At 32.1% G+C, this 19566-nt stretch carries 20 protein-coding genes, 5 tRNA genes and 1 other RNA gene; 23 read left to right on the forward strand and 3 right to left on the reverse strand.

Annotated elements, in window-relative coordinates; translation table 11 throughout:
* Nucleotides 1-35: 35 nt before the first annotated feature.
* The 4 genes from smpB to C7954_RS01390 all read left to right on the forward strand — a co-directional run bounded on the left by smpB (nucleotide 36) and on the right by C7954_RS01390 (nucleotide 2598).
* Entirely contained in the window at nucleotides 36-512 is a 477-nt protein-coding gene (smpB, locus tag C7954_RS01375; protein ID WP_073159635.1) for an SsrA-binding protein SmpB, read from the forward strand.
* Nucleotides 513-575: 63 nt separating this feature from the next.
* Nucleotides 576-932, forward strand: a transfer-messenger RNA (tmRNA) gene (gene ssrA, locus C7954_RS01380).
* A 215-nt stretch (nucleotides 933-1147) separates the two neighbouring features.
* The gene (locus C7954_RS01385; RefSeq protein ID WP_133505740.1) at nucleotides 1148-2299 is read left to right on the forward strand and encodes a mechanosensitive ion channel family protein; all 1152 of its coding nucleotides are present in this window, start codon (nucleotides 1148-1150) and stop codon (nucleotides 2297-2299) included.
* A gap of 17 nt (nucleotides 2300-2316) precedes the next feature.
* Nucleotides 2317-2598, forward strand: coding sequence for a DUF503 domain-containing protein (locus C7954_RS01390; RefSeq protein ID WP_073159637.1), 282 nt, complete (start codon nucleotides 2317-2319; stop codon nucleotides 2596-2598).
* On the opposite strand, the gene nagB is transcribed toward C7954_RS01390, so the two are convergent.
* The 3 genes from nagB to C7954_RS01405 form a co-directional block, all read right to left on the reverse strand.
* Nucleotides 2566-3336: a glucosamine-6-phosphate deaminase gene (nagB, locus tag C7954_RS01395; protein ID WP_133505735.1), complete on the reverse strand. Its 771-nt coding sequence runs from the start codon at nucleotides 3334-3336 to the stop codon at nucleotides 2566-2568. The two genes, C7954_RS01390 and nagB, sit on opposite strands and share 33 nt — an antisense overlap.
* 159 nt (nucleotides 3337-3495) lie before the next feature.
* The gene (locus C7954_RS01400; protein ID WP_073159641.1) at nucleotides 3496-4059 is read right to left on the reverse strand and encodes a chromate transporter; all 564 of its coding nucleotides are present in this window, start codon (nucleotides 4057-4059) and stop codon (nucleotides 3496-3498) included.
* Nucleotides 4056-4646 carry a chromate transporter gene (locus tag C7954_RS01405; protein WP_073159643.1) on the reverse strand — a complete coding sequence of 197 codons (591 nt, stop codon included), beginning with the start codon at nucleotides 4644-4646 and terminating at the stop codon, nucleotides 4056-4058. Before C7954_RS01405 ends, C7954_RS01400 begins: the two co-directional genes overlap by 4 nt.
* Before the next feature lie 344 nt (nucleotides 4647-4990).
* Here C7954_RS01405 and C7954_RS01410 point away from each other — a divergent pair, with 344 nt between their 5' ends.
* From C7954_RS01410 to clpX, 19 genes are all read left to right on the forward strand, one after another.
* Entirely contained in the window at nucleotides 4991-6052 is a 1062-nt protein-coding gene (locus C7954_RS01410) for an ABC transporter permease (RefSeq protein ID WP_133505733.1), read from the forward strand.
* Complete coding sequence (locus C7954_RS01415; RefSeq protein ID WP_235817798.1) at nucleotides 6045-6542, forward strand: hypothetical protein; 498 nt, start codon at nucleotides 6045-6047, stop codon at nucleotides 6540-6542. Before C7954_RS01410 ends, C7954_RS01415 begins: the two co-directional genes overlap by 8 nt.
* Entirely contained in the window at nucleotides 6535-7458 is a 924-nt protein-coding gene (locus tag C7954_RS01420) for an ABC transporter ATP-binding protein (RefSeq protein ID WP_081374595.1), read from the forward strand. The genes C7954_RS01415 and C7954_RS01420 overlap by 8 nt, the downstream gene beginning before the upstream one ends.
* A gap of 33 nt (nucleotides 7459-7491) precedes the next feature.
* On the forward strand, nucleotides 7492-9060 hold the full coding sequence (locus C7954_RS01425) for a sensor histidine kinase (RefSeq protein ID WP_089655201.1): 1569 nt from the start codon (nucleotides 7492-7494) through the stop codon (nucleotides 9058-9060).
* An 18-nt stretch (nucleotides 9061-9078) separates the two neighbouring features.
* Complete coding sequence (locus tag C7954_RS01430; RefSeq protein ID WP_089719262.1) at nucleotides 9079-11334, forward strand: N-acetylmuramoyl-L-alanine amidase family protein; 2256 nt, start codon at nucleotides 9079-9081, stop codon at nucleotides 11332-11334.
* Between the two features lies 1 nt (nucleotide 11335).
* On the forward strand, nucleotides 11336-11875 hold the full coding sequence (locus tag C7954_RS01435) for a GerMN domain-containing protein (RefSeq protein WP_073159653.1): 540 nt from the start codon (nucleotides 11336-11338) through the stop codon (nucleotides 11873-11875).
* Nucleotides 11876-11899: 24 nt separating this feature from the next.
* Entirely contained in the window at nucleotides 11900-12727 is an 828-nt protein-coding gene (murI, locus tag C7954_RS01440; protein WP_073159655.1) for a glutamate racemase, read from the forward strand.
* 18 nt (nucleotides 12728-12745) lie between these two features.
* Nucleotides 12746-13465: a ribonuclease PH gene (gene rph, locus C7954_RS01445; RefSeq protein WP_073159657.1), complete on the forward strand. Its 720-nt coding sequence runs from the start codon at nucleotides 12746-12748 to the stop codon at nucleotides 13463-13465.
* Nucleotide 13466: 1 nt separating this feature from the next.
* Entirely contained in the window at nucleotides 13467-14069 is a 603-nt protein-coding gene (locus C7954_RS01450) for an XTP/dITP diphosphatase (protein WP_073159659.1), read from the forward strand.
* A 136-nt stretch (nucleotides 14070-14205) separates the two neighbouring features.
* Nucleotides 14206-14282, forward strand: a tRNA-Pro gene (locus C7954_RS01455).
* Between the two features lie 24 nt (nucleotides 14283-14306).
* Nucleotides 14307-14383: transfer RNA gene (locus C7954_RS01460), tRNA-Gly, on the forward strand.
* Between the two features lie 6 nt (nucleotides 14384-14389).
* A tRNA-Arg gene (locus C7954_RS01465) sits at nucleotides 14390-14467 on the forward strand.
* A 23-nt stretch (nucleotides 14468-14490) separates the two neighbouring features.
* Nucleotides 14491-14567 (forward strand) — tRNA-His (locus C7954_RS01470).
* A gap of 202 nt (nucleotides 14568-14769) precedes the next feature.
* Nucleotides 14770-15402 (forward strand): TetR/AcrR family transcriptional regulator, encoded by a 633-nt coding sequence (locus tag C7954_RS01475; protein WP_073159661.1) that lies wholly within the window; start codon nucleotides 14770-14772, stop codon nucleotides 15400-15402.
* A 28-nt stretch (nucleotides 15403-15430) separates the two neighbouring features.
* A complete protein-coding gene (locus C7954_RS01480) occupies nucleotides 15431-15844 on the forward strand; it encodes a YkvA family protein (RefSeq protein ID WP_073159663.1) in 414 nt (137 codons plus the stop codon).
* 205 nt (nucleotides 15845-16049) lie between these two features.
* Nucleotides 16050-16135 (forward strand) — tRNA-Leu (locus C7954_RS01485).
* Between the two features lie 113 nt (nucleotides 16136-16248).
* Nucleotides 16249-17529 carry a trigger factor gene (gene tig / locus C7954_RS01490; protein ID WP_073159665.1) on the forward strand — a complete coding sequence of 427 codons (1281 nt, stop codon included), beginning with the start codon at nucleotides 16249-16251 and terminating at the stop codon, nucleotides 17527-17529.
* Between the two features lie 116 nt (nucleotides 17530-17645).
* Nucleotides 17646-18242 carry an ATP-dependent Clp endopeptidase proteolytic subunit ClpP gene (clpP, locus tag C7954_RS01495; protein WP_073159667.1) on the forward strand — a complete coding sequence of 199 codons (597 nt, stop codon included), beginning with the start codon at nucleotides 17646-17648 and terminating at the stop codon, nucleotides 18240-18242.
* Between the two features lie 21 nt (nucleotides 18243-18263).
* Nucleotides 18264-19535, forward strand: a complete 1272-nt coding sequence (clpX, locus tag C7954_RS01500; RefSeq protein ID WP_073159669.1) for an ATP-dependent Clp protease ATP-binding subunit ClpX — start codon at nucleotides 18264-18266, stop codon at nucleotides 19533-19535.
* Nucleotides 19536-19566 lie beyond the last annotated feature (31 nt).

The following is a 19566-nucleotide window of genomic DNA, read 5'->3' on the forward strand; positions in this document are numbered from 1 at the left end:
AAATACTAGGAAAAGAGATTAAGGATGTGATAGTCATGGCTAAAGATAATGATATAGAAATTATTGCAAAAAATAAGAAAGCCAGACATGATTTTTATATAGAAGAGACTTATGAAGCTGGAATTAAACTTAAGGGAACAGAAATCAAATCTATTAGAAACCATCGAGTTAATTTAAAGGATAGCTTTGCTCTAGTAGAAAAAGGAGAAGTTTATCTGCATAATATGCATATAAGTCCTTATAAAGAGGGTAACCGCTATAATCATGAGCCGGAAAGAAAAAGAAAGCTTTTACTGCATAAGAATGAGATTAGGAAATTAATTGGTTATACAACTCAAAAAGGTTATACATTGGTTCCTTTGACTCTTTATTTAAAGAAAAATATCTGCAAAGTTGAATTAGCTGTTGCTAAAGGTAAACAACAGCATGACAAAAGAAGAGATATAGCTAAGAAAACTGCAAAAAGAGAAATGGAAAAAGCATTTAGACGCAGTCAAAAAGGAGATTATTAAAAGTAATTTGACATTTCCTGACCTTTAGGGTATAATAATTATGCTGAAAAGGAAAGTTATTCAGGGGGTGTTCTGGCTTCGCCTGGATGGTGAATCTTTTAGAAGCGGGTCGAGGAGTTCCTTTCACTCGTTAAACACTGGGAAATATAAAATTATCTGCAAACGATAATAATTACGCTTTAGCTGCCGCGTAGGCAGTTAACGCCTGAGCGGGTCCTGTCTGTGGAGTCGTTTCAGGTGTCATAAAAAGCAGACTAACCTTCTTCTGATGTCTGTAGGAAGAAGGGACATTTAACAGGCTGGCAGTAAGTAATCCAGTTCAGCGGAGTGCTTACTGTGAGACCAAAAGCTGAACTACACTCGTAGAAACTACTGGGTGAGCCATTCAGTACGTGGGTTCGACTCCCACCACCTCCACCATCAATATCCACAATATAATAAATTTTTTAAACAAAGAACCTGTAATCAGGGTTCTTTTTTTGATTATTTACATAAAAGAAGGAAATTTCTTTAAAACCTTTAATATATATAAGTATAAGGTAGAAGAAATGAGAGGAGTCTTATGTCCAGGAAAAAAAGATCTTAAGAAAATACTAGATAAAAATAAAAATGTAAAATTTGTAGGGGGTAGAATTATGCAGGAACTTGGTCTTGGTACAATGCTTTTAAATAATAGTATTGAGAATTATCTCTTGGCACTGTTATTTATTATGACAGTAGTTATAATTATCAAACTTTTTGATAAGTTTTTGTTAAAGCGGATGGATATTTTTATTAATAAATTTTCACATTCATTTTCGGTTTTGCTGAAAAATATAATACAAAAGAGAATTTATTTTCTTTTGTATTTATTTGCCTTTTATTTGGCTTTTAAAGAGCTTAAAGTAAGTAGTCAGATAGATAATTTTGTCAACTTAATCTTGATGATTCTAACTGTAATTTTTGTAGTTTTAGCTGCTCTTGATATTCTAACTTACAGTCTCAAAAAATACTGGTCCAAAAAACAGCGGAGTGAGGAACAGCAGAAGGTTTTAAATATTTCTTTATTTATGATTAGGATAGTTGTCTGGATTATTGCATTTTTATTTGTTTTAGATAACCTAAACATTCAAATTACAGGCCTGGTTACTGGGCTAGGAATTGGTGGTGTTGCTATTGCCTTTGCTGCTCAAAATGTTTTAACAGATCTTTTTAATTATTTTACAATATTTTTTGATAAACCCTTTGATATTGGTGATTTTATTATTACAGGCGAAAATCGAGGAACGATTGAGCATATTGGGGTTAAAACCACTAGAATTAGAAGTTTAAGTGGTGAGCAGCTTATTATTTCCAATACAGATCTCGTTAACTCACGCATAAACAACTACAAAAGAATGAAGCAGAGGCGGATTAATTTTAGTTTTGGTTTAACTTATAATACTCCATTAGAAAAATTAAAAATGGTTCCAGAGATTGTGGAAGAGATAATTAAATCGACAGACAAAACAGAATTTGATCGTGCTCATTTTGCAGAATTTGCTGCTTCGAGTTTACTTTTCCAGGTGGTTTATTATGTTAAGGATAGTGATTTTAAGGTATATATGGGAATTCAGCAGCAGATTAATTTTAAATTAAAAGCAAGAATAGAAGAATTAGGTCTTAGTTTTGCTTTTCCAACTCAGACTGTTCATTTTGCTCATAAAAATTCTGCTATTAATAATAAGTCAGATGAAATTCAGCATTTTCCAGCATCTGAAAATCAAGCAAATAATTCTGAAAATCAAGCAAATAATAAAGATAATTAAAGTAAGGAGAGTTCAAGATGTTAATTGCCAGCTGTGAATTTAAATTATATTTACCTGGAGCTTCAACTTTGAAAGATAAAAGGAAAATTATAAAAAGTTTGCTGCAGAAAAGCAAAAATAAATTTGAATTTTCTGCAGCTGAAGTAGATGCCCAAGATTATATCCAGACTGCAGTTCTTGGTGTGGCCGCAGTAGGTAATGATTATAATTATCTGCAGAGTAAGATGGATAAATATCTTGATTTTATTGAATCATTTCCAGAGTTTTTAGTCACAAATTTCGAAGTGACAATCAGCTGATAGCTCATCTTGGCTTATTAAGGAAGCAGCCTCTTGATCAAGTAATATTGTTATTTCAGGGTGAGTTTGGAGCAGTGAAGCTGGAATCTCAGTTGAAATTTTACCACTTACAGTTTTTTGGATAGCTTCTGCTTTATTTTCACCGCTGGCCAATAAAATTATTCTATCAGCTTTTAAAATAGTGGCCATTCCCATTGATATAGCTTTTTTAGGCACCTCATCTATGCTGTCAAAATATCTGCTGTTGGCTTCAATTGTTTCATCAGTTAAATTTACAACTTCTGTTGCCACATTTAAACTTTCAGCTGGTTCATTAAAACCTATATGTCCATTAGAGCCAATTCCCAGGATTTGGAGATCAATACCTTTTACTTTTTTAATTGATCTTTCATAATTTCTACACTCCTGTTCGAAATCTTCAGCTCTACCATTAGGAATATGAACATTTTCTTTTTTTATATTAATTTCATTAAAAAAATTGTTATACATATAATAATGATAACTATTTGGATGATCATCTTTTAAACCACAATATTCATCAAGATTAAAGCTTTGAACCTCACTAAAATCAATTTCATCTTTTTTATACATTTCAATTAATTTATCATACATTCCAAGTGGAGTTCCTCCGGTAGCCAAACCCAGGTTGCTGTTTGGCCTTAATGTTATTTGACTTGCTACCATTAGAGCAGCTTTTTTACTCATTGCCTGATAATCCTTTTCTACAATAATTCTCATTTTATAGATCCCCCCATATTTGTCCTAAATGTAAATTATTCTAAATCAAATTTAAATTTAAATTTGTCATTCCTATAATAAGCAGAAGTATACTCTATTATTTTATTATTTAATATCACAGATTCTCTTTCTGAAGGAAGTTTTTAGCCAACCTTAAACTTAAAATTTAAAAATAATCCCTATTACAGCTGCAAAAACTATATAAACTATTGGGTGTTGTTTAAACTTTCTAATTGCAATAAAAATAAAAACCAATAATAATAAAGATTTATAATCAAAAAAGTCCTTAAAATTTTGATTAAGCTGCAGCTTATTTAATTCAAAAATTCCTCCTTGAGCTAATTCGAAAGCTGCTGAAGCAATTAAACCAGCAACAGCTGGTCTAATACCGCTAAAAGCTGATTCCACAAGAGGATGTTCATTAAACTTTTGAAAATAATGAGCAATTATAATGATTATAATAATAGAAGGAGCAGCCAGCCCAAGTGTAGCAGTAATACCGCCAGCAATACCAGTAGTATTATAGCCGATAAAAGTGGCAGTATTAATTCCGATTGCACCTGGGGTAGATTCGGAAATTGCAATCATATTCAGTAATTCTTCAGCAGTCATCCAACCATATTTAATTATTAGGTCCTGCAGAAAGGGGAGAGCAGCTAAACCACCCCCAAGGGCAAATAGACCAACTTTAAAAAATTCAAAAAATAAGGTTAAGTAGATCATAATTGATCACTATCTTTAGTTTCTTCTTTATAATTTTGATAAGCAGTCTGCAGATTACCTCTTAAATACTGAATTAAAATACCAGATCCTGCAGCTCCTAAAACAACAAAGACCGGTGAAATATTGAAAACTACGAGCAGTAAAAAGGACAGTAAAAATAAAAATAGACTCACTTTACTTTTGTCAGATTTCTGCCACATTTTGATAACAATATCAAGAATTAAGGCAACTACAGTAATTTGAACAGCTGCAAAAGCATGTTGAAATAAATTAATTTCCTGAAAACGCTTAAAAAATGAAGCAATAAGGGTTATAATAATAAGAGAGGGAAGAATAAAGCCGGCAGTTGCTGCCAGAGCACCTTTAATTCCCTGCAGGCTGTAACCGGTCATCGTAGCAGTATTAACAGCGATGATTCCTGGAGTGCTTTGACCTATTGCGTAATAATTATATATATCTTTTTCTTTGATCCAGCCTAAATTATCAACTAGCTCTCTTTTTATAATTGGCAGCATTGCATAACCACCGCCAAAGGTAAAGGATCCAATTTTAAAAAAGATGAAGAAAATTTTAAGTATTTTTTTCACTGCTTGATCATCCTCCGGCTAATATTATAACATATAAAAAAAGCTAAAGCTAAAAATTTTAGTAAAATAGTTAACTAAATTCTAGGTAAGCCTGATAATAAAGAGGATAATAGTTTTTTTTGGAGAATAAATAATATATATAGAATTAAATTTCCAAATTTTATCTATGCAGCTGAAAGGAGGAATTTTTATGGCAGAATTAGTAGGAATTATTGTAATAGTTTGGGCTCTTGTTTACTTTTTTGATAGAATGGCTCCATAAGCAAAAACTAGGGAGAAATTAAATAATTTCTCCCTTCTTTGCCATAGGATTAAATAATTAGATTGATTGAGGGAGAGTAATAATGTCTAATGTTAAAGAGGGTTTGAAGATTATATTCTTATTAATCAAAAAAGATTTAAAAGAATCGCTTAAAAATAGAACAGCGATAATGATAATTTTACTGCCGCTTTTTGCTTCTCTGATGTTTTCTTTAGTCAGTTCAGAACAGCTTGTTAGAAATTTTGAATTGGGAATTAGCGGCCGGGAGACAGATCAGCTGGTGAATTTTATCGAACAAAATTTTCGTAATTTTTCTATTCAAGAATTTAAAGAAATTGAAGCTGGAAAATCAGCAACTGCAGCCGGCAGCATTGATGCTGCAATCTATTATGATGCGGAAGCAGAACAATTAGAGGATAGTTACCAAATTTTTTTAGACAGCAGAGATACTGTCAACTTTTTTATATTAAGGGAAAACATAGCTGATTTATTGACGGACTATCATGAACTTGAGCAGGGACCTGATTTTAATTTTCAGCCTGCTGCAGATTTTAAGGTCAGCAGCTCTATTTTACCAGTTTGGTTAACCGTTACAATTACAATGATCGGTTTAATGTTGATATCTGCTTCTTTATCTGAAGAAAAAGATAATAAAACACTTGCAGCTCTTTTAGTAACCAAAGTCAACATTTATCAAATAATTATAGCGAAAACATTTTTCGCCTGGATTTTAACTATAATCACCTCAGTTTTAATGGGATCATTGAATGGAGTTCTGGGTATTGGGATAAAAAGATTACTTTTATCTCTATTGATTGTTAGTACTGCTTCTTTTGTTTTTAGTGGTCTAGGTTTAATTATTAGTCTTTTTACTAAAAGCCAATCATCTGCCAGATCGATTTCAACAGTTATTTATTTTCCGATTATTTTTCCAGCTTTAGTAGCAGATGTTTCTCCTTTGACCCAAAAACTTGCTTTGTTTTTTCCAACCCATTATCTTTATCAGGCTTTAGATAAAGTTTTAGTTTATCAGGGCCAGCACAGTAATTTGTATGTGGAGATATTAGCTCTAATTTTATTTGCAATTATTTTCTATTTAATAATCTTTATTTATATAAGAAAGGCTGATTCTCTTGTTGAATGAAAAAATTATTTTTTTAACTATATTGCTCATTTTGATTTTAGCTCCTCTACTGCAGGCTGAAGAATTCAAAAACTCTGAAGTTTTTACAGAATATATTTACAGTAATTATGCTGAAGAAAATTTTGCCGAGGTATATGAAAATTTTGCAGCTGAATTAAAAAGAATTCTTGCAGAAGAAAAATATGTAGGATTTCAAGAGCAAAATTTCGAAAAATATAATTTGGAATATACTGAGATAAAGGTTGGAGAAGCTCAACCCATTGATTTTTCAGAGATAAAAAAAGAATTTGAATATGCGATGGATTTTGGCAGTTATTATCAACTTCAGGTAAGCTATTTGATAAAGTTTAACCGTTTCGGAAGTCGAGAAGAGCGGTCAGAAAAAACTGTATATTTACGAAAAATTAATGATGATTTTCAGATTTTTTGGGATTATCACAGTGCTATAGATGATGAAAAAGCTGCTGAAGCAGATGATAAGGATGAATGAAACAATAATTGAAATCAATAACTTAAAAAAATCATTTTCTGGATTTAAAGCTCTCCGGGGAATAAATTTAGAAGTCAAAAAGGGAGAAATTATTGGTCTTTTAGGACCAAATGGAGCTGGAAAGAGTACTACAATTAGAATCTTGACCGGACTTTTAAAAGCTGATTCAGGATCTGTTAAAATAATGGGAGAAGAAATAAAGAAAGGACTTCCTGTCTGGATTAAAGAGAAAATTGCTGTTGTTTTCGAAGAGAGTAATCTATATTCAAGGTTGAATGCATTAGATAATTTAAACTTGTTTGCTGGAATAAATAATATCGAAAGCGAGAAAGTGGAAGAGTTACTTTTAGAATTTCAACTGCAGGATTCAGTTAAAAAGGAGGTTAAAACTTTTTCCAAAGGCATGAAAAAACGATTAATGATTTGTAGAGCTTTATTGTCAGATCCAGAAATTTTAATATTAGACGAGGCGACAGGTGGTTTAGATCCCATTTCTGCTGAAATAATAAGAAAAAAAGTTTTAGCCTTTAAAAGGGATTCAAAAACAGTTGTTTTAAGCACTCACTATCTTGAAGAAGCTGATCGCTTATGTGATAAGGTAGCATTTATTAACAGAGGGAAAGTAATTGCTTTTGATAAACCTAGCGCTTTTAAAGATCAGCTCAGCCATAAATATTTAAAAATAAAATTAATCAATGATCAACAGCTGAGTGAAGCTGAGATAAAAAAATATTTAACAGCTGTTTTGTCTGAGGCTGATAATTATTCTCTTGATTCAGATAATTTAATTTTAGAATTAAAGATTTCTCCGAATATATTCGAAAAAGCGGCTGAAATATCTAAAGAATTTAAATTTGTTGATTTAGATCAAATAGAAGCTAATCTGCAGCAGGTTTTCAATAATATTAATAATTAACTTTGATCTTTTTTTAAAACTGGGAGTGATAAGATGGATGAAATCTCAGCTGATTTTAACTTTCTTTTTAATAACTTAAATAAAATTTCATATATATTGAAAGATTCCACCCATTTTGGTTCAGTCAATAAAAAAATGGCTGATTTTTGTGCTTTAGATGTTTCAGAACTTGAGGATAAATCAATCTCAGTTATTTTGGATCAGGAGAAAATTCCAGCTGTTAAAAAATTTAACCAAGAAATATTTCAAAAAGGACTGCGAAAAAATGTTGAAATGGAGATTGAAATTAATAATGAGCAGAAAATAGTAAAGGTTGATACTATCCCTCATTATAATTCAGAATCTGAGGTAGATTATTTACTTTGTTTGGCAGAAGATATTACTGCTGAAATTGAAAAAGAAAGAAAATTTTATCGAAATAAAAAAAGATACAGCAGTATTTTCAAAAAAGCTCCCCTGGCCTTTGTTGTTTCTGATAGAGAAACTAATATAATAGATTGGAATGATAAGGCTGAAGAAATTTTTGGATGGAAAAAAGAAGAAGTGATAAATAAAAACTTTAATATAATTGTAGAAGAAGATTCTTATTTTGAAATTACAGAACTGGTGGAAGCTGTTTTTGAAGGGAAAGAAAGTTATAATATTAATAAGAATGTTGCTAAAGATGGAAGCAAGCTTTTTTGCGAATGGAATACTGCTTTAATTAAGGATAGAAACAATAAAATTGTAGAAATCATCTCCATTGCACAGGATATCACAGAAAAAATTGATACCAAAAAAAGAATTGAAAGTCAAAAAGAAGAGCTTAAATACAGTGAATTGCGGACTCAGTTTTTTGCTAATATTTCACATGAGTTAAAAACTCCATTAAATTTAATTTTTTCTAGTCTGCAGTTATTAGAATATAAGCTTAAAAATACTCTTTCTGCTGATCAAAACCAGTTTAATAAATATCTAGCTTCAATTAGAAATAATGGTTTTAGGCTTTTACGTCTGGTTAATAATTTAATTGATATAACAAAAATTGATGTAAATACCTTTCAGTTACACCGAGGTAATTTTGATATTATTAGGCTGGTGGAAGCTGTTGCTGATAGTACAAAAGATTATTTGAAAACTAAAAATAGAAATTTTCGTTTTGAAAGTGAAGTTGATTCTCAAATTATTGCCTGTGACCCTTTTAATATTGAAAGAGTAATTTTAAATTTAATTTCTAATGCTGTAAAATTTACTGCGGCAGGTGATGAGATTTTATTAAGGATTGTTAAAAAAGAGGATAATATTATTATTTCTCTAAGAGATACCGGTATTGGAATTAAAAAGAAAAATCAGAATATAATATTTGAACAATTTAGACAGGTTGATCAAAATTTCAATAAAAAAAGAGAAGGTAGTGGGATTGGGTTATCACTTGTGAAATCAATTGTTGAAATGCATGGAGGTCAGATAACTTTAGACAGTATATATGGTATCTATAGTAGATTTAATGTAAATTTACCAATAGTAAAATTAGGTGAAGCTGACGTCGAATCCGAAAATTATTCTGCAGATAGTTTATTAAATAAAGTTGAATTAGAATTTAGTGATCTAAACCATATTTAGATGTAAGGAGGGTTTCCCTTGTCAGTTTTTAAAAATAAAAAAATTATAGGACTTTTAATAATTATCTTTTTGTTTTTAATCATGAGCACTGCTTCTGCTCAAAATACAATCTATTTTAATAGTAAAAATATAACTTCAGAAATAAAAACTGTTAGTAGGAATGGTGAGCTTTTAATCAGGGCAAGGGATCTAGCAGAGCTGCTCAATGCAGAGCTAACCTGGAGAGCTGCTTTAAAGTCATTAGAAATGAAATCAGAATCGGTAACAATAAAAATTATGGCAAACAGTCATTATATACAAATTGGAAATGATACTCTTAGAACTAAGGCTGGATTACAGCTGGTAAATAATCAGGCTTATATTCCGCTGGCGAAATCAATAGAAGCTTTTGGCTATTTATTAGAATATCAGCGAGATAATGAAGAATTATATATTTTTCAGCCGGAAACAACTATCAATGGTGTGTCCTGGCAGGAAGATGGTAATCAGCTTCAGATTAAAATGGACGAAATAACTCCTTATCGAGTTTTACATAGTGAAGATGGAACTGAAATAACTATTGAAATAGATAAGGCAGAGATTAATCAGGAGTTCACAGACAATATTTCTAATAATAATTACTATCTTAAAGTTGTAAATGTACCGGATAGAGCCTTATTAAGGCTTGTTATTAAAAGCAGAACTCCCATTCCTTTTCAAATTGATGGGGGTATATATGAACATGAGGACTCTTTAGTTTTAAGTTTTTTACCACAGTTGAAAGATATTAGAATTAATGAAGAAAATCTTTTAACTATTGAAGCAACTGGAGAAATACCAAATGCTAAAACTAAATATTTTTCGGATTCTAAGAAAATGGTTATTGATATTCCATCAGTTGTTATTGGTAATTTCAATCTGGATATTGAGGAACATCCGCTTATTAAGGATATTAAAGTCACTCAACACGATTTAGACCCAGTGGTTTTAAGAATTGAGGTAGTTATGGCTAATGGGGATATTTTTAAACAGCTTCAGCGTCAAAAGAACAATTTGTTGACCTTTAAACCGGGACAACGCTCAGAAATTTCAGATTTACAATATGCAGAGGGAAGTTTTACTTTTACTTCTTCTTCGGCTTTAAACCCTGAGCTGTTTCTGCTGCAATCTCCTCCAAGATTAGTCATGAATCTCTTTCATGTCAATAGAGGAGAAGGAATACTTGATCAAATTGATGTTGATAATACTTTAATTAAAAAAATAAGAACTGCAAGATTTGATGAACAAACAGTGAGAATTGTTGCTGATTTAGAGGAACTAACCGGCTATAATTGGGTTGAAGAAGAAAAAAATGGTCTTTACCACTATACAGTTAATTTAGAAAATAAGTTTTCTGAAATTACAACTCAAGACAATGAGGATTATCAGTATCTTAATATACTTATGGATGCAAAAGCAGTATATGAAGTGAAGAAATTTAACTATCCTCATAGAATTGTTGTTGATTTCCAGAATACTTTAAACAATTTAGAGGAGTTTGAAGCAGTTGAAAAAACTTCTTTAATTAAAGATATTAGAAGTAGTAATTATCAGCTTGATGAGCAGGAAGTCACCAGATTAGTTTTTGAACTTAATGAATATTATAGTCACCAGGTTGATAGTTATCAAAATGGACACGGAATTAAGATTGCCCTTGCTAAAGACTATTTAAAAGAAGAAGGAGAAAAAAGACAGGGAATTGGCAGACATTTAATTGTAGTTGATGCTGGTCATGGAGGATTTGATCCTGGAGCTATTGGCAGCAATGGTTTGGAAGAAAAGATATCAAACTTGGCTATTGCAAAACAGGTGGCTTTACTTTTAGATCAAGCAGAGCAGAATGTTCTTTTAACTAGAAGTTCAGATAGATTCCATTCTTTACAAAATAGAGTCAAGTTTGCTAACCAACGAGGAGCAGATATTTTTGTTAGTATTCATGCTAACTCATTTAATAATTCCAGTACTGGTGGGGTGGAAACATATTATAATCAGAGCAACAGCAATCAAAATCGCTTTTTAGCTGAAAAAATACATGATAAACTGGGTAGAAATTTAGGTCTGATTGATCGAGGAATTAAAGACAGTAATTTTTATGTTATCAAATATACTAAAATGCCTTCTGCTTTAATAGAAGTTGCATTTTTAAGTAATCCGCGAGAAGAAAAATTGCTGGAAACTAAAGATTTTCAAAATAAAGCTGCTTCATTAATAGTAGATGGAATACTTGATTATCTGGAAGAGAATGGAGGGAAATAAAATGGCTGCTAAAAAGAAGGGCTTGAATGGTGATCAGAAGCGAAAAATACTTCTTATACTAAGAATTTTACTTTTAACTGCAGCTGTATTATATCTTTTATTTTTCCTCTATAATAATTATTTTGTTCAAAATAAGGTGGAACTTTATTTTGCTTCAGCTGATGCAAATTATCTGAGAGTTGAAAAAAGAACTATAGATGAAGAAAGTGATTTGTTTATTCAATTATTTGAGGAGCTTAAGGCTGGCCCTGAAAACAGTGAATTAACAAAAACAATACCAACAGCCAGCAGATTATTAAATTATGAATTGGAAGGAAAACTTTTGACTTTAAATTTTAGTCTTGAACTTCGAAGTAATCACTGGGGAGGCAGCACAGGTGAAATCATGACTGTATATTCGATTGTAAATACCTATACCGCTCTGGCTGAAGTTGATAAAGTTAGAATCTTGCTTGATGGTAAACAGGTAGAAACACTTGTTGGACATCTTGACTTAACTGAGCCTTTGATGTACAATCAAAAACTGACTGAGGATAATTAATATTTTAGATAGGAGTTGGTTCTTTTGGAAGCTTCCAACAGGGCTATTGGGCTTTTAGATTCAGGAGTTGGCGGCCTAACTGTTGCTCGAGAAATTTTCAAATTAATGCCAGAAGAAAATATAATTTATTATGGTGATACATTACATCTTCCTTATGGACCTAAAGATTTAAACTTAGTTAGAGAATATGTGGAAGAGATAATCAGTTATTTAATCAAAGAAAAAAAAGTTAAAGCAGTTGTGATAGCATGTAATACAGCAACTTCTGCTGCTTTTGATTATGTAAAACAAAAATTTGAAGTACCGATTTTTGGAATGATTAAAAGTACTGCTGTTAGAGCTGTAAAGCTTAGTCGAAATAAAAAAATAGCAATTATCGGCACTGAAGGTACAGTAAAAAGTAATGCTTATCAGAATGTAATTTTAGAAATTGATTCAGAAGTTAAACTTTTTGCTAAAGCCTGTCCCAAATTTGTTAATTTGGTTGAAGAAGGAAAATTTGATGGAGTTGAAGTAGAAAAAACTGCTCATGATTATCTTGATTTTTTAATAGAAGCTGAGGTTGATTCTTTGATTCTTGGCTGCACTCATTTTCCATATTTAACCCCTATTTTAAGTAAAATTATGGGGGATAAGCTAAGGTTGATTAATCCTGCTCATGAAATGGCATTAGAAGTTAGGGAAAATTTAAGTAACTTAGCTTTACTGAAAAAAAACAATCTAAAATCAAGTAATAAGTTTATTGTTAGCGACAAGGAAAAAATTTCTAAAAGATTTTTAAAATATGGACGACAATTTTTGAAATTGAATGAATTAAAATTTGAAGAAAAAAATATATTTATTAATGAATAAATTGGGAGGAAATATAATATGCGCACAGATGGAAGAAAATTAGATCAGTTAAGAGATGTTGAAATAACGCGAAATTATACAAAATATGCTGAAGGATCTGTACTTGTAGAAACAGGTGATACAATGGTTTTATGTAATGTATCAATTGAAGACAGTGTACCATATTTTTTAAGAGGGCAAAACAAAGGTTGGTTAACAGCTGAATATTCTCTTCTGCCGAGAGCAACTCAGGACCGCAACATTAGAGAAGCAGCTAAAAGAAAATTAAGTGGTAGAACTCAAGAAATTCAGCGTTTAATCGGTAGAAGCCTAAGAGCGATTATTGATCTTGATAAAATGGGAGAAAGAACAATTTGGGTTGATTGTGATGTACTGCAGGCTGATGGTGGAACTAGAACAGCCTCAATTACAGGTGCTTATGTTGCTTTAGTTGATGCAATTAATTTTATGATCAAAGAGGAAAAATTAAAAGAAAGCCCTCTCAAGGGTTTTATGGCTGCTACTAGTGTAGGTATAGTTGATGGAACTCCAATGCTTGATTTATGCTATGAAGAAGATTTTAAAGCACAGGTAGATATGAACATTGCAATGACAGAAGCAGGAGAAATAATAGAAATTCAGGGAACTGCAGAAGAACATCCATTTACAAGAGATGAATTAGATCAGCTTTATGATCTAGCAGAAAAAGGTATTTTAGAGCTGATAGAAGAACAAAGATTGGCTTTAATAGGTGAATAAAATGAAAAAAATTGTTATTGGTAGTGGTAATCAGCATAAAATAGAGGAAATTAAGGCTTATTTTTCTGACCTTAAATTTGATTTTGTTGTTCTAGATCCAGAGCTTGAGCTGCCGGAAGTTATTGAAGATGGAAAGAGTTATCGTGAAAACGCCTTAAAAAAAGCAAGACAAAGGGCTCAAGAATTAAATGAAATAGTTTTAGCAGATGATTCAGGGTTATCAGTAGATTATTTAGATGGTGCTCCTGGTATTTACTCTGCAAGGTTTGGCGGCGAAGATTTAGATGATCAAGCAAAATACTTAAAAGTTTTGGAATTATTAAGAGGATTACCTGAATCAAAAAGGAAGGCTGCTTTTATATCTGTAATTGCGCTTGTTGATCCATTTAATGACCTTGAAATTATAGTAGAAGGAAAGTGCTCTGGATTTATTGCTGAAGAACCAGCTGGTGAGAATGGATTCGGCTATGACCCTATATTTTATCTGCCAAAATATGATAAAACAATGGCTCAAATAAGTCAGGAAAAAAAGAACAAAATTAGTCATCGAGGACACGCTTTAAAGAAAATGAAAAGAGAATTAAAACAGAGATATCAGAAGTAAATAGGAGTAATAATAACTTAATTTATTCTAAAAGTTTATAAGTGCCGTTTTCTTTATTGACCGAAAGCGGCATTTGCTATATACTATTAATTGTCGCCGCGAAAAAAGTTATTAATTTTTGTGGCACAAAACACGTCGGAGCGTGGCGCAGTTTGGTAGCGCACCTGCTTTGGGAGCAGGGGGTCGAAGGTTCAAATCCTTTCGCTCCGACCATTTTAAATTATAGAACATTTTTAAGCGGGAGTAGCTCAGTTGGCTAGAGCATCAGCCTTCCAAGCTGAGGGTCGCGAGTTCGAGTCTCGTTTCCCGCTCCATTTTATGCGCCCGTAGCTCAGCCCGGATAGAGCAACGGACTTCTAATCCGTAGGCCACAGGTTCGAATCCTGTCGGGCGCGCCATTTTAAAATTAAAACCTAATATGGTGGATGTAGCTCAGTTGGCTAGAGCGCAGGATTGTGGCTCCTGAGGCCGTGGGTTCAAGACCCATCATCCACCCCATTTAAATGTTATCACCTGAGAAGGTGATTTTTTTGTGTTTGTTATCAATAATCTTGACTAATAAAGCTTTGATTATATATAATTAAAATAAGCTAGAAATTTAGATTAGACATCTTTTTCCTTTAATTTATTACTAAGTTGTGCTATAATTAATTCACTCTATGCTGACTGTCGGTCAAAAATATAAGTGGAGGTAAAAAGAGTGGCAAAACAAACAGAAAAATCACTTAAGAGGCGTAATACAATTTTAAATGAAGCGGAAAAGCTATTTATAGAAGAAGGGTTTGAAAAAACTACTGTAAAGGATATAGCAGCACGAGCTGGTGTAGCCAAAGGCACATTTTATTATTATTTTGATACAAAAGAAGACATTATTTCTTCTTTATTAGAAAAAAGATACAGAAAGACTGAAAAAAAAGCAAAACATGTTTTAGAAAATGAAAATATGAACTCTTTAGAAAAATTGGAAAAAATAATTTTAAGATTGATCTTTAGCAGAAGAGGTAATTTTAAAGTGTATGAATTTTTTAAGATTGATGAAAATGCAAAATTTATGAAAGAAAGAAATAAGGAATTTTGGAATAAATTCATGCCTATATTTACTGAAATAGTAAAAGAAGGTGTTGAAAGAGGAGAATTTGAAACTGATTATCCAGAAGAGATTACTGAAATATTATTTATGGGTATTGATAACTTTCTTCACCGACATTATGCAAAATTTACAACTGAAGAGATGTATATAGATAAATTTGCTGCTGTAGAAGAACTATTGAATAGGGCTTTAAAAGTTAAGTCAAGAAAAGTAGACTTATCATTAATGAAGCCTGAAAAGTAAGTCTAATTAATAAATTGGTGGTGAAAAAATGAAAAAAGATTTTAATGATAATGATCTGCTTGCTTTTTTAGGTCGATTAACAAATAAATGGGGTACCGGTCATGAAAGTGTAAATAAAATTTTAGATAAAACAAGGAATTTTTTAGACTCTAAAAAATATAAAATTCCTTTTATTGATAAGGTAAGTGAGTTTCTGGAAATGTTAAGTGAACATTCTAAGGGTAATTTTCAATTAAATGATGCAGCAGTTGGTTGGGTTGTAGCAACTTTAGCTTATTTAATTTTACCAACTGACTTAATTCCTGATTTTTTACCTGGTATTGGTTTAACAGATGATGCTGCAGCGTTTATACTTGCTTTTAGACAGCTCACAAGAGAACTTGAAAATTTTCGCAGGTGGAAAGAATTAGAGGCAAAAACAATAGATATTGAAAAAGAGTAAATTAATTTCGAAAAACACTGGATATTTCATTGAATTTATTATATAATTGAAAAGATGGAAATTTTAATTCGAGGTTTTTTAGAAAAATTAATTTTATTTAATAATTTTTCTAAAAACCTTGACAAGAGCAAAAAGCTGTGCTACCATTATATGTGCTTTTTGTGAAAAAGAAAAAAGAATTTTCACTCACAGCATTATTTACTATGCGAAAGTGGCGGAATTGGCAGACGCGCTAGATTTAGGATCTAGTGGGTAATCCCCGTGTGGGTTCGAGTCCCACCTTTCGCACCATTTAATAATTCTGTCATTGACCCCCGATATTGGCCCGGTGCCAGATCGGGGATTATTAACATATAGAGAGTTTTTTAAAAGTTTTATTTAAATATCAGTTAGGAGGAATATTAATGGAAGTGAAAAAAGATGTTTTGGAAGGTAACAAAGTTAAACTGGAAATTGAAATAGAAAGTGATCGTGTCGATGAAGCCTTAGAACAGGCTTATCGTCAGGTAGTTAAAGATGTAGAAATTCCTGGCTTTAGGAAGGGAAAAGCACCAAGAAAAATAATTGAACAAAGATTTGGTGAAGAAGTTCTGCACAAAGATGCACTTGATATTCTGATTCCCCAGGGATATAGTGAAGCAGTTGAAGAAGCTGATATTGAACCTATAGCACAACCTGATATAGAAGATTTCTATATTTCCAAGGGAGAAGCTGCTACCTTCACTGCAATTGTTGAAGTTAAACCAGAGGTTGAACTAGGCGAATATAAAGGTTTAGGTATAGAAAAAGAAGATACTGAAGTAAAAGAAGAAGAAATTTCTCAGCGTCTGGAGAAGATGCAGGATGAACATAGTCAGTTAATGACTGCAGAGCGTGAAGAACTGCAGGAAGGTGACTTTGCAATTATAGATTTCACTGGTTATGTTGATGGTGAAGAATTCCCTGGTGGATCTGCGGAAGAGTACAGTTTAGAAATTGGTTCCGGAAGCTTTATTCCTGGTTTTGAAGAACAGCTTATTGGAATGAAAGTTGGAGAAGAAAAAACTGTAGAAATTACCTTCCCAGAAGATTACAATGCGGAAGATTTAGCTGGTGCTGATGCTTCTTTTGATGTAGTATTAAAAGAAATAAAAGTGAAGCAGAGACCAGAATTAGATGATGACTTTGCTGTTGAAGCAAGTGATTACGAAACCATGGATGAACTAAGAGTTAGTATTGAAGAAGAAATTGCTGAACAAAAGGAAACATCTGCTGAAAATAATTTCAGAGAAAAATTAATTAAAAAAGCAAGTAAAAATGCTGAAGTAAATATTACAGATACTTTGATTGACGAACAATTAGATCAAATGTTTGAAAGACTCTCACAGTCCATTTCACAGCAGGGTTTGGATATGGAAACCTACCTTGGATATATTGGAATGGATGAAGAAACTTGGAGAGAAGATAATAGAGAAACAGCTTCTGATCGTGCTAAAGAGCTGCTTGTACTTGAAGCTATAGCTGATATTGAAGAAATTGAAGTTAGTGATGAAGAGATAGATGAAGAGGTTAATGAAATTGCTGAAATGCATGATCAGGAGCCAGAACAAATCAAAGCTATTCTTCAGATGCAGGGCCAGTTAGCACAGCTAAAAGAGGATATTAGAAGACAAAAAACAATTGAATTTTTAATTGAAAATAACTAAAATTTAATTATATTGTTAAACAATAACTGTTTTTCAGTATAAATTTAGATATAATAGTTATAAGGTAGATGTAGTTTATCTAGCTGCTGGAAATAAATCAGAGGAGGTTTTAATCAATGAGTTTAATCCCAATGGTAGTTGAACAAACAAATCGTGGAGAAAGATCATATGATATTTATTCACGACTTTTAAAGGATAGAATTGTATTTTTGGGTTCACCAGTAACAGATGATGTAGCAAATACTGTTATTGCACAGCTGCTTTTTTTAGAAGCAGATAATCCTGATAAAGATATTTATTTATATATTAATAGTCCGGGTGGTTCAGTAACTGCTGCTCTGGCAATGTATGATACAATGCAGTATATAAAACCTGACGTAGTTACAATTGGTATGGGACAGGCTGCAAGTGCAGGAGCTTTATTGTTGGCTGCAGGTGCAGAAGGTAAGCGTTATGCCCTCCCTTATGCTAGAGTTATGATTCATCAGCCTGCTGGTGGAGCACAGGGTAAGGCAACAGAAGCTGAAATCCATATTAAAGAGTTAATGAGAATTAGAGAATTATTAAACAATATTCTCAGCAAACACACTGGAAAAAGTTCTGAAAAAATTGCTCAAGATGTAGAAAAAGATTATTTCATGACTGCAGAAGAAGCTGTAGATTATGGATTAATTGATGAAGTAATTACTAGAAATGAATTAAGTGAAAAGTAATTTAGCCCAAGAGGTGATATAATGTTTAAATTTGGCGATCACGATCATGAAAATGGGGAACTTAAATGTTCCTTTTGTGGTAAAAGCCAGGATCAGGTAAAAAAATTAGTAGCTGGTCCAGGAGTCTATATTTGTGATGAATGTATAGAACTCTGTAATGAAATTGTAGAAGAAGAATTAGATCAAGAATTGGAACTCGAATTTGAAAGTATTCCTAAACCTAAAGAAATCAAAGAATATTTGGATCAGTATGTAATTGGCCAGGATAGAGCTAAGAAATCATTGTCTGTAGCTGTTTATAACCATTATAAACGAGTTAATTCTAACATGGTAGTAGATGATGTAGAATTACAAAAAAGTAATATTATGATGGTTGGACCTACTGGCTGTGGTAAAACGTTGATGGCTCAAACTCTGGCTAAGATAATAGATGTACCAATTGCAATAACTGATGCTACTTCCTTAACAGAAGCTGGTTATGTTGGAGAAGATGTAGAAAACATTCTGCTCAAACTAATCCAGGCAGCTGATTATGATGTAGAAAAAGCAGAAAAAGGTATAATTTATGTTGATGAAATTGATAAAATAGCTAGAAAATCTGAAAACACATCTATTACAAGAGATGTTTCTGGAGAAGGAGTACAGCAGGCACTCCTTAAAATAATTGAAGGTACTGTTGCCAGTGTTCCACCTCAGGGTGGCAGAAAACATCCTCATCAGGAATTTATCCAGATTGATACAACCAATATTCTCTTTATTGCTGGTGGAGCTTTTGATGGTCTGGAGAAATTGATTGACTCCCGCATCAGTGAAAAAGTAATGGGTTTTGGTGCTGATATTAAAACTAAAGAAGATAATAAAAATATTGGAGATACTTTAAAGCATATTCAACCTCAGGACTTATTACATTATGGTTTAATTCCTGAATTCATTGGTAGAATGCCGGTTCAGGTTACTTTAGATCAGCTTGAGGCAGAAGATATGGTTCGGATTATGAAGGAGCCAAGAAATGCTTTGGTTAAACAGTATGAAAAGTTCTTTGCTATGGATAATATAGAGCTTGAATTTACTGATGAAGCATTAAAAGCAATAGCGTCTAAAGCTTTAGAGCGTGATACTGGTGCTCGAGGTTTAAGATCAGTTGTTGAAAATACCGTTTTAGATATAATGTATGATCTACCATCAAGACCTGAAATTAGAAAGTGTATTATTACTAAGGAAGTTATAGATGATAACGCTGATCCAATTCTGGAGATTGAAGATGAACATCTAGAAGAGGAAGAAAGCGCCTAACAGCTGAATGATAAAATAATGTAAATGTTTA

Origin of the sequence: Halanaerobium congolense (assembly GCF_004366375.1) — a bacterium.
GTDB lineage: Bacteria > Bacillota > Halanaerobiia > Halanaerobiales > Halanaerobiaceae > Halanaerobium > Halanaerobium congolense.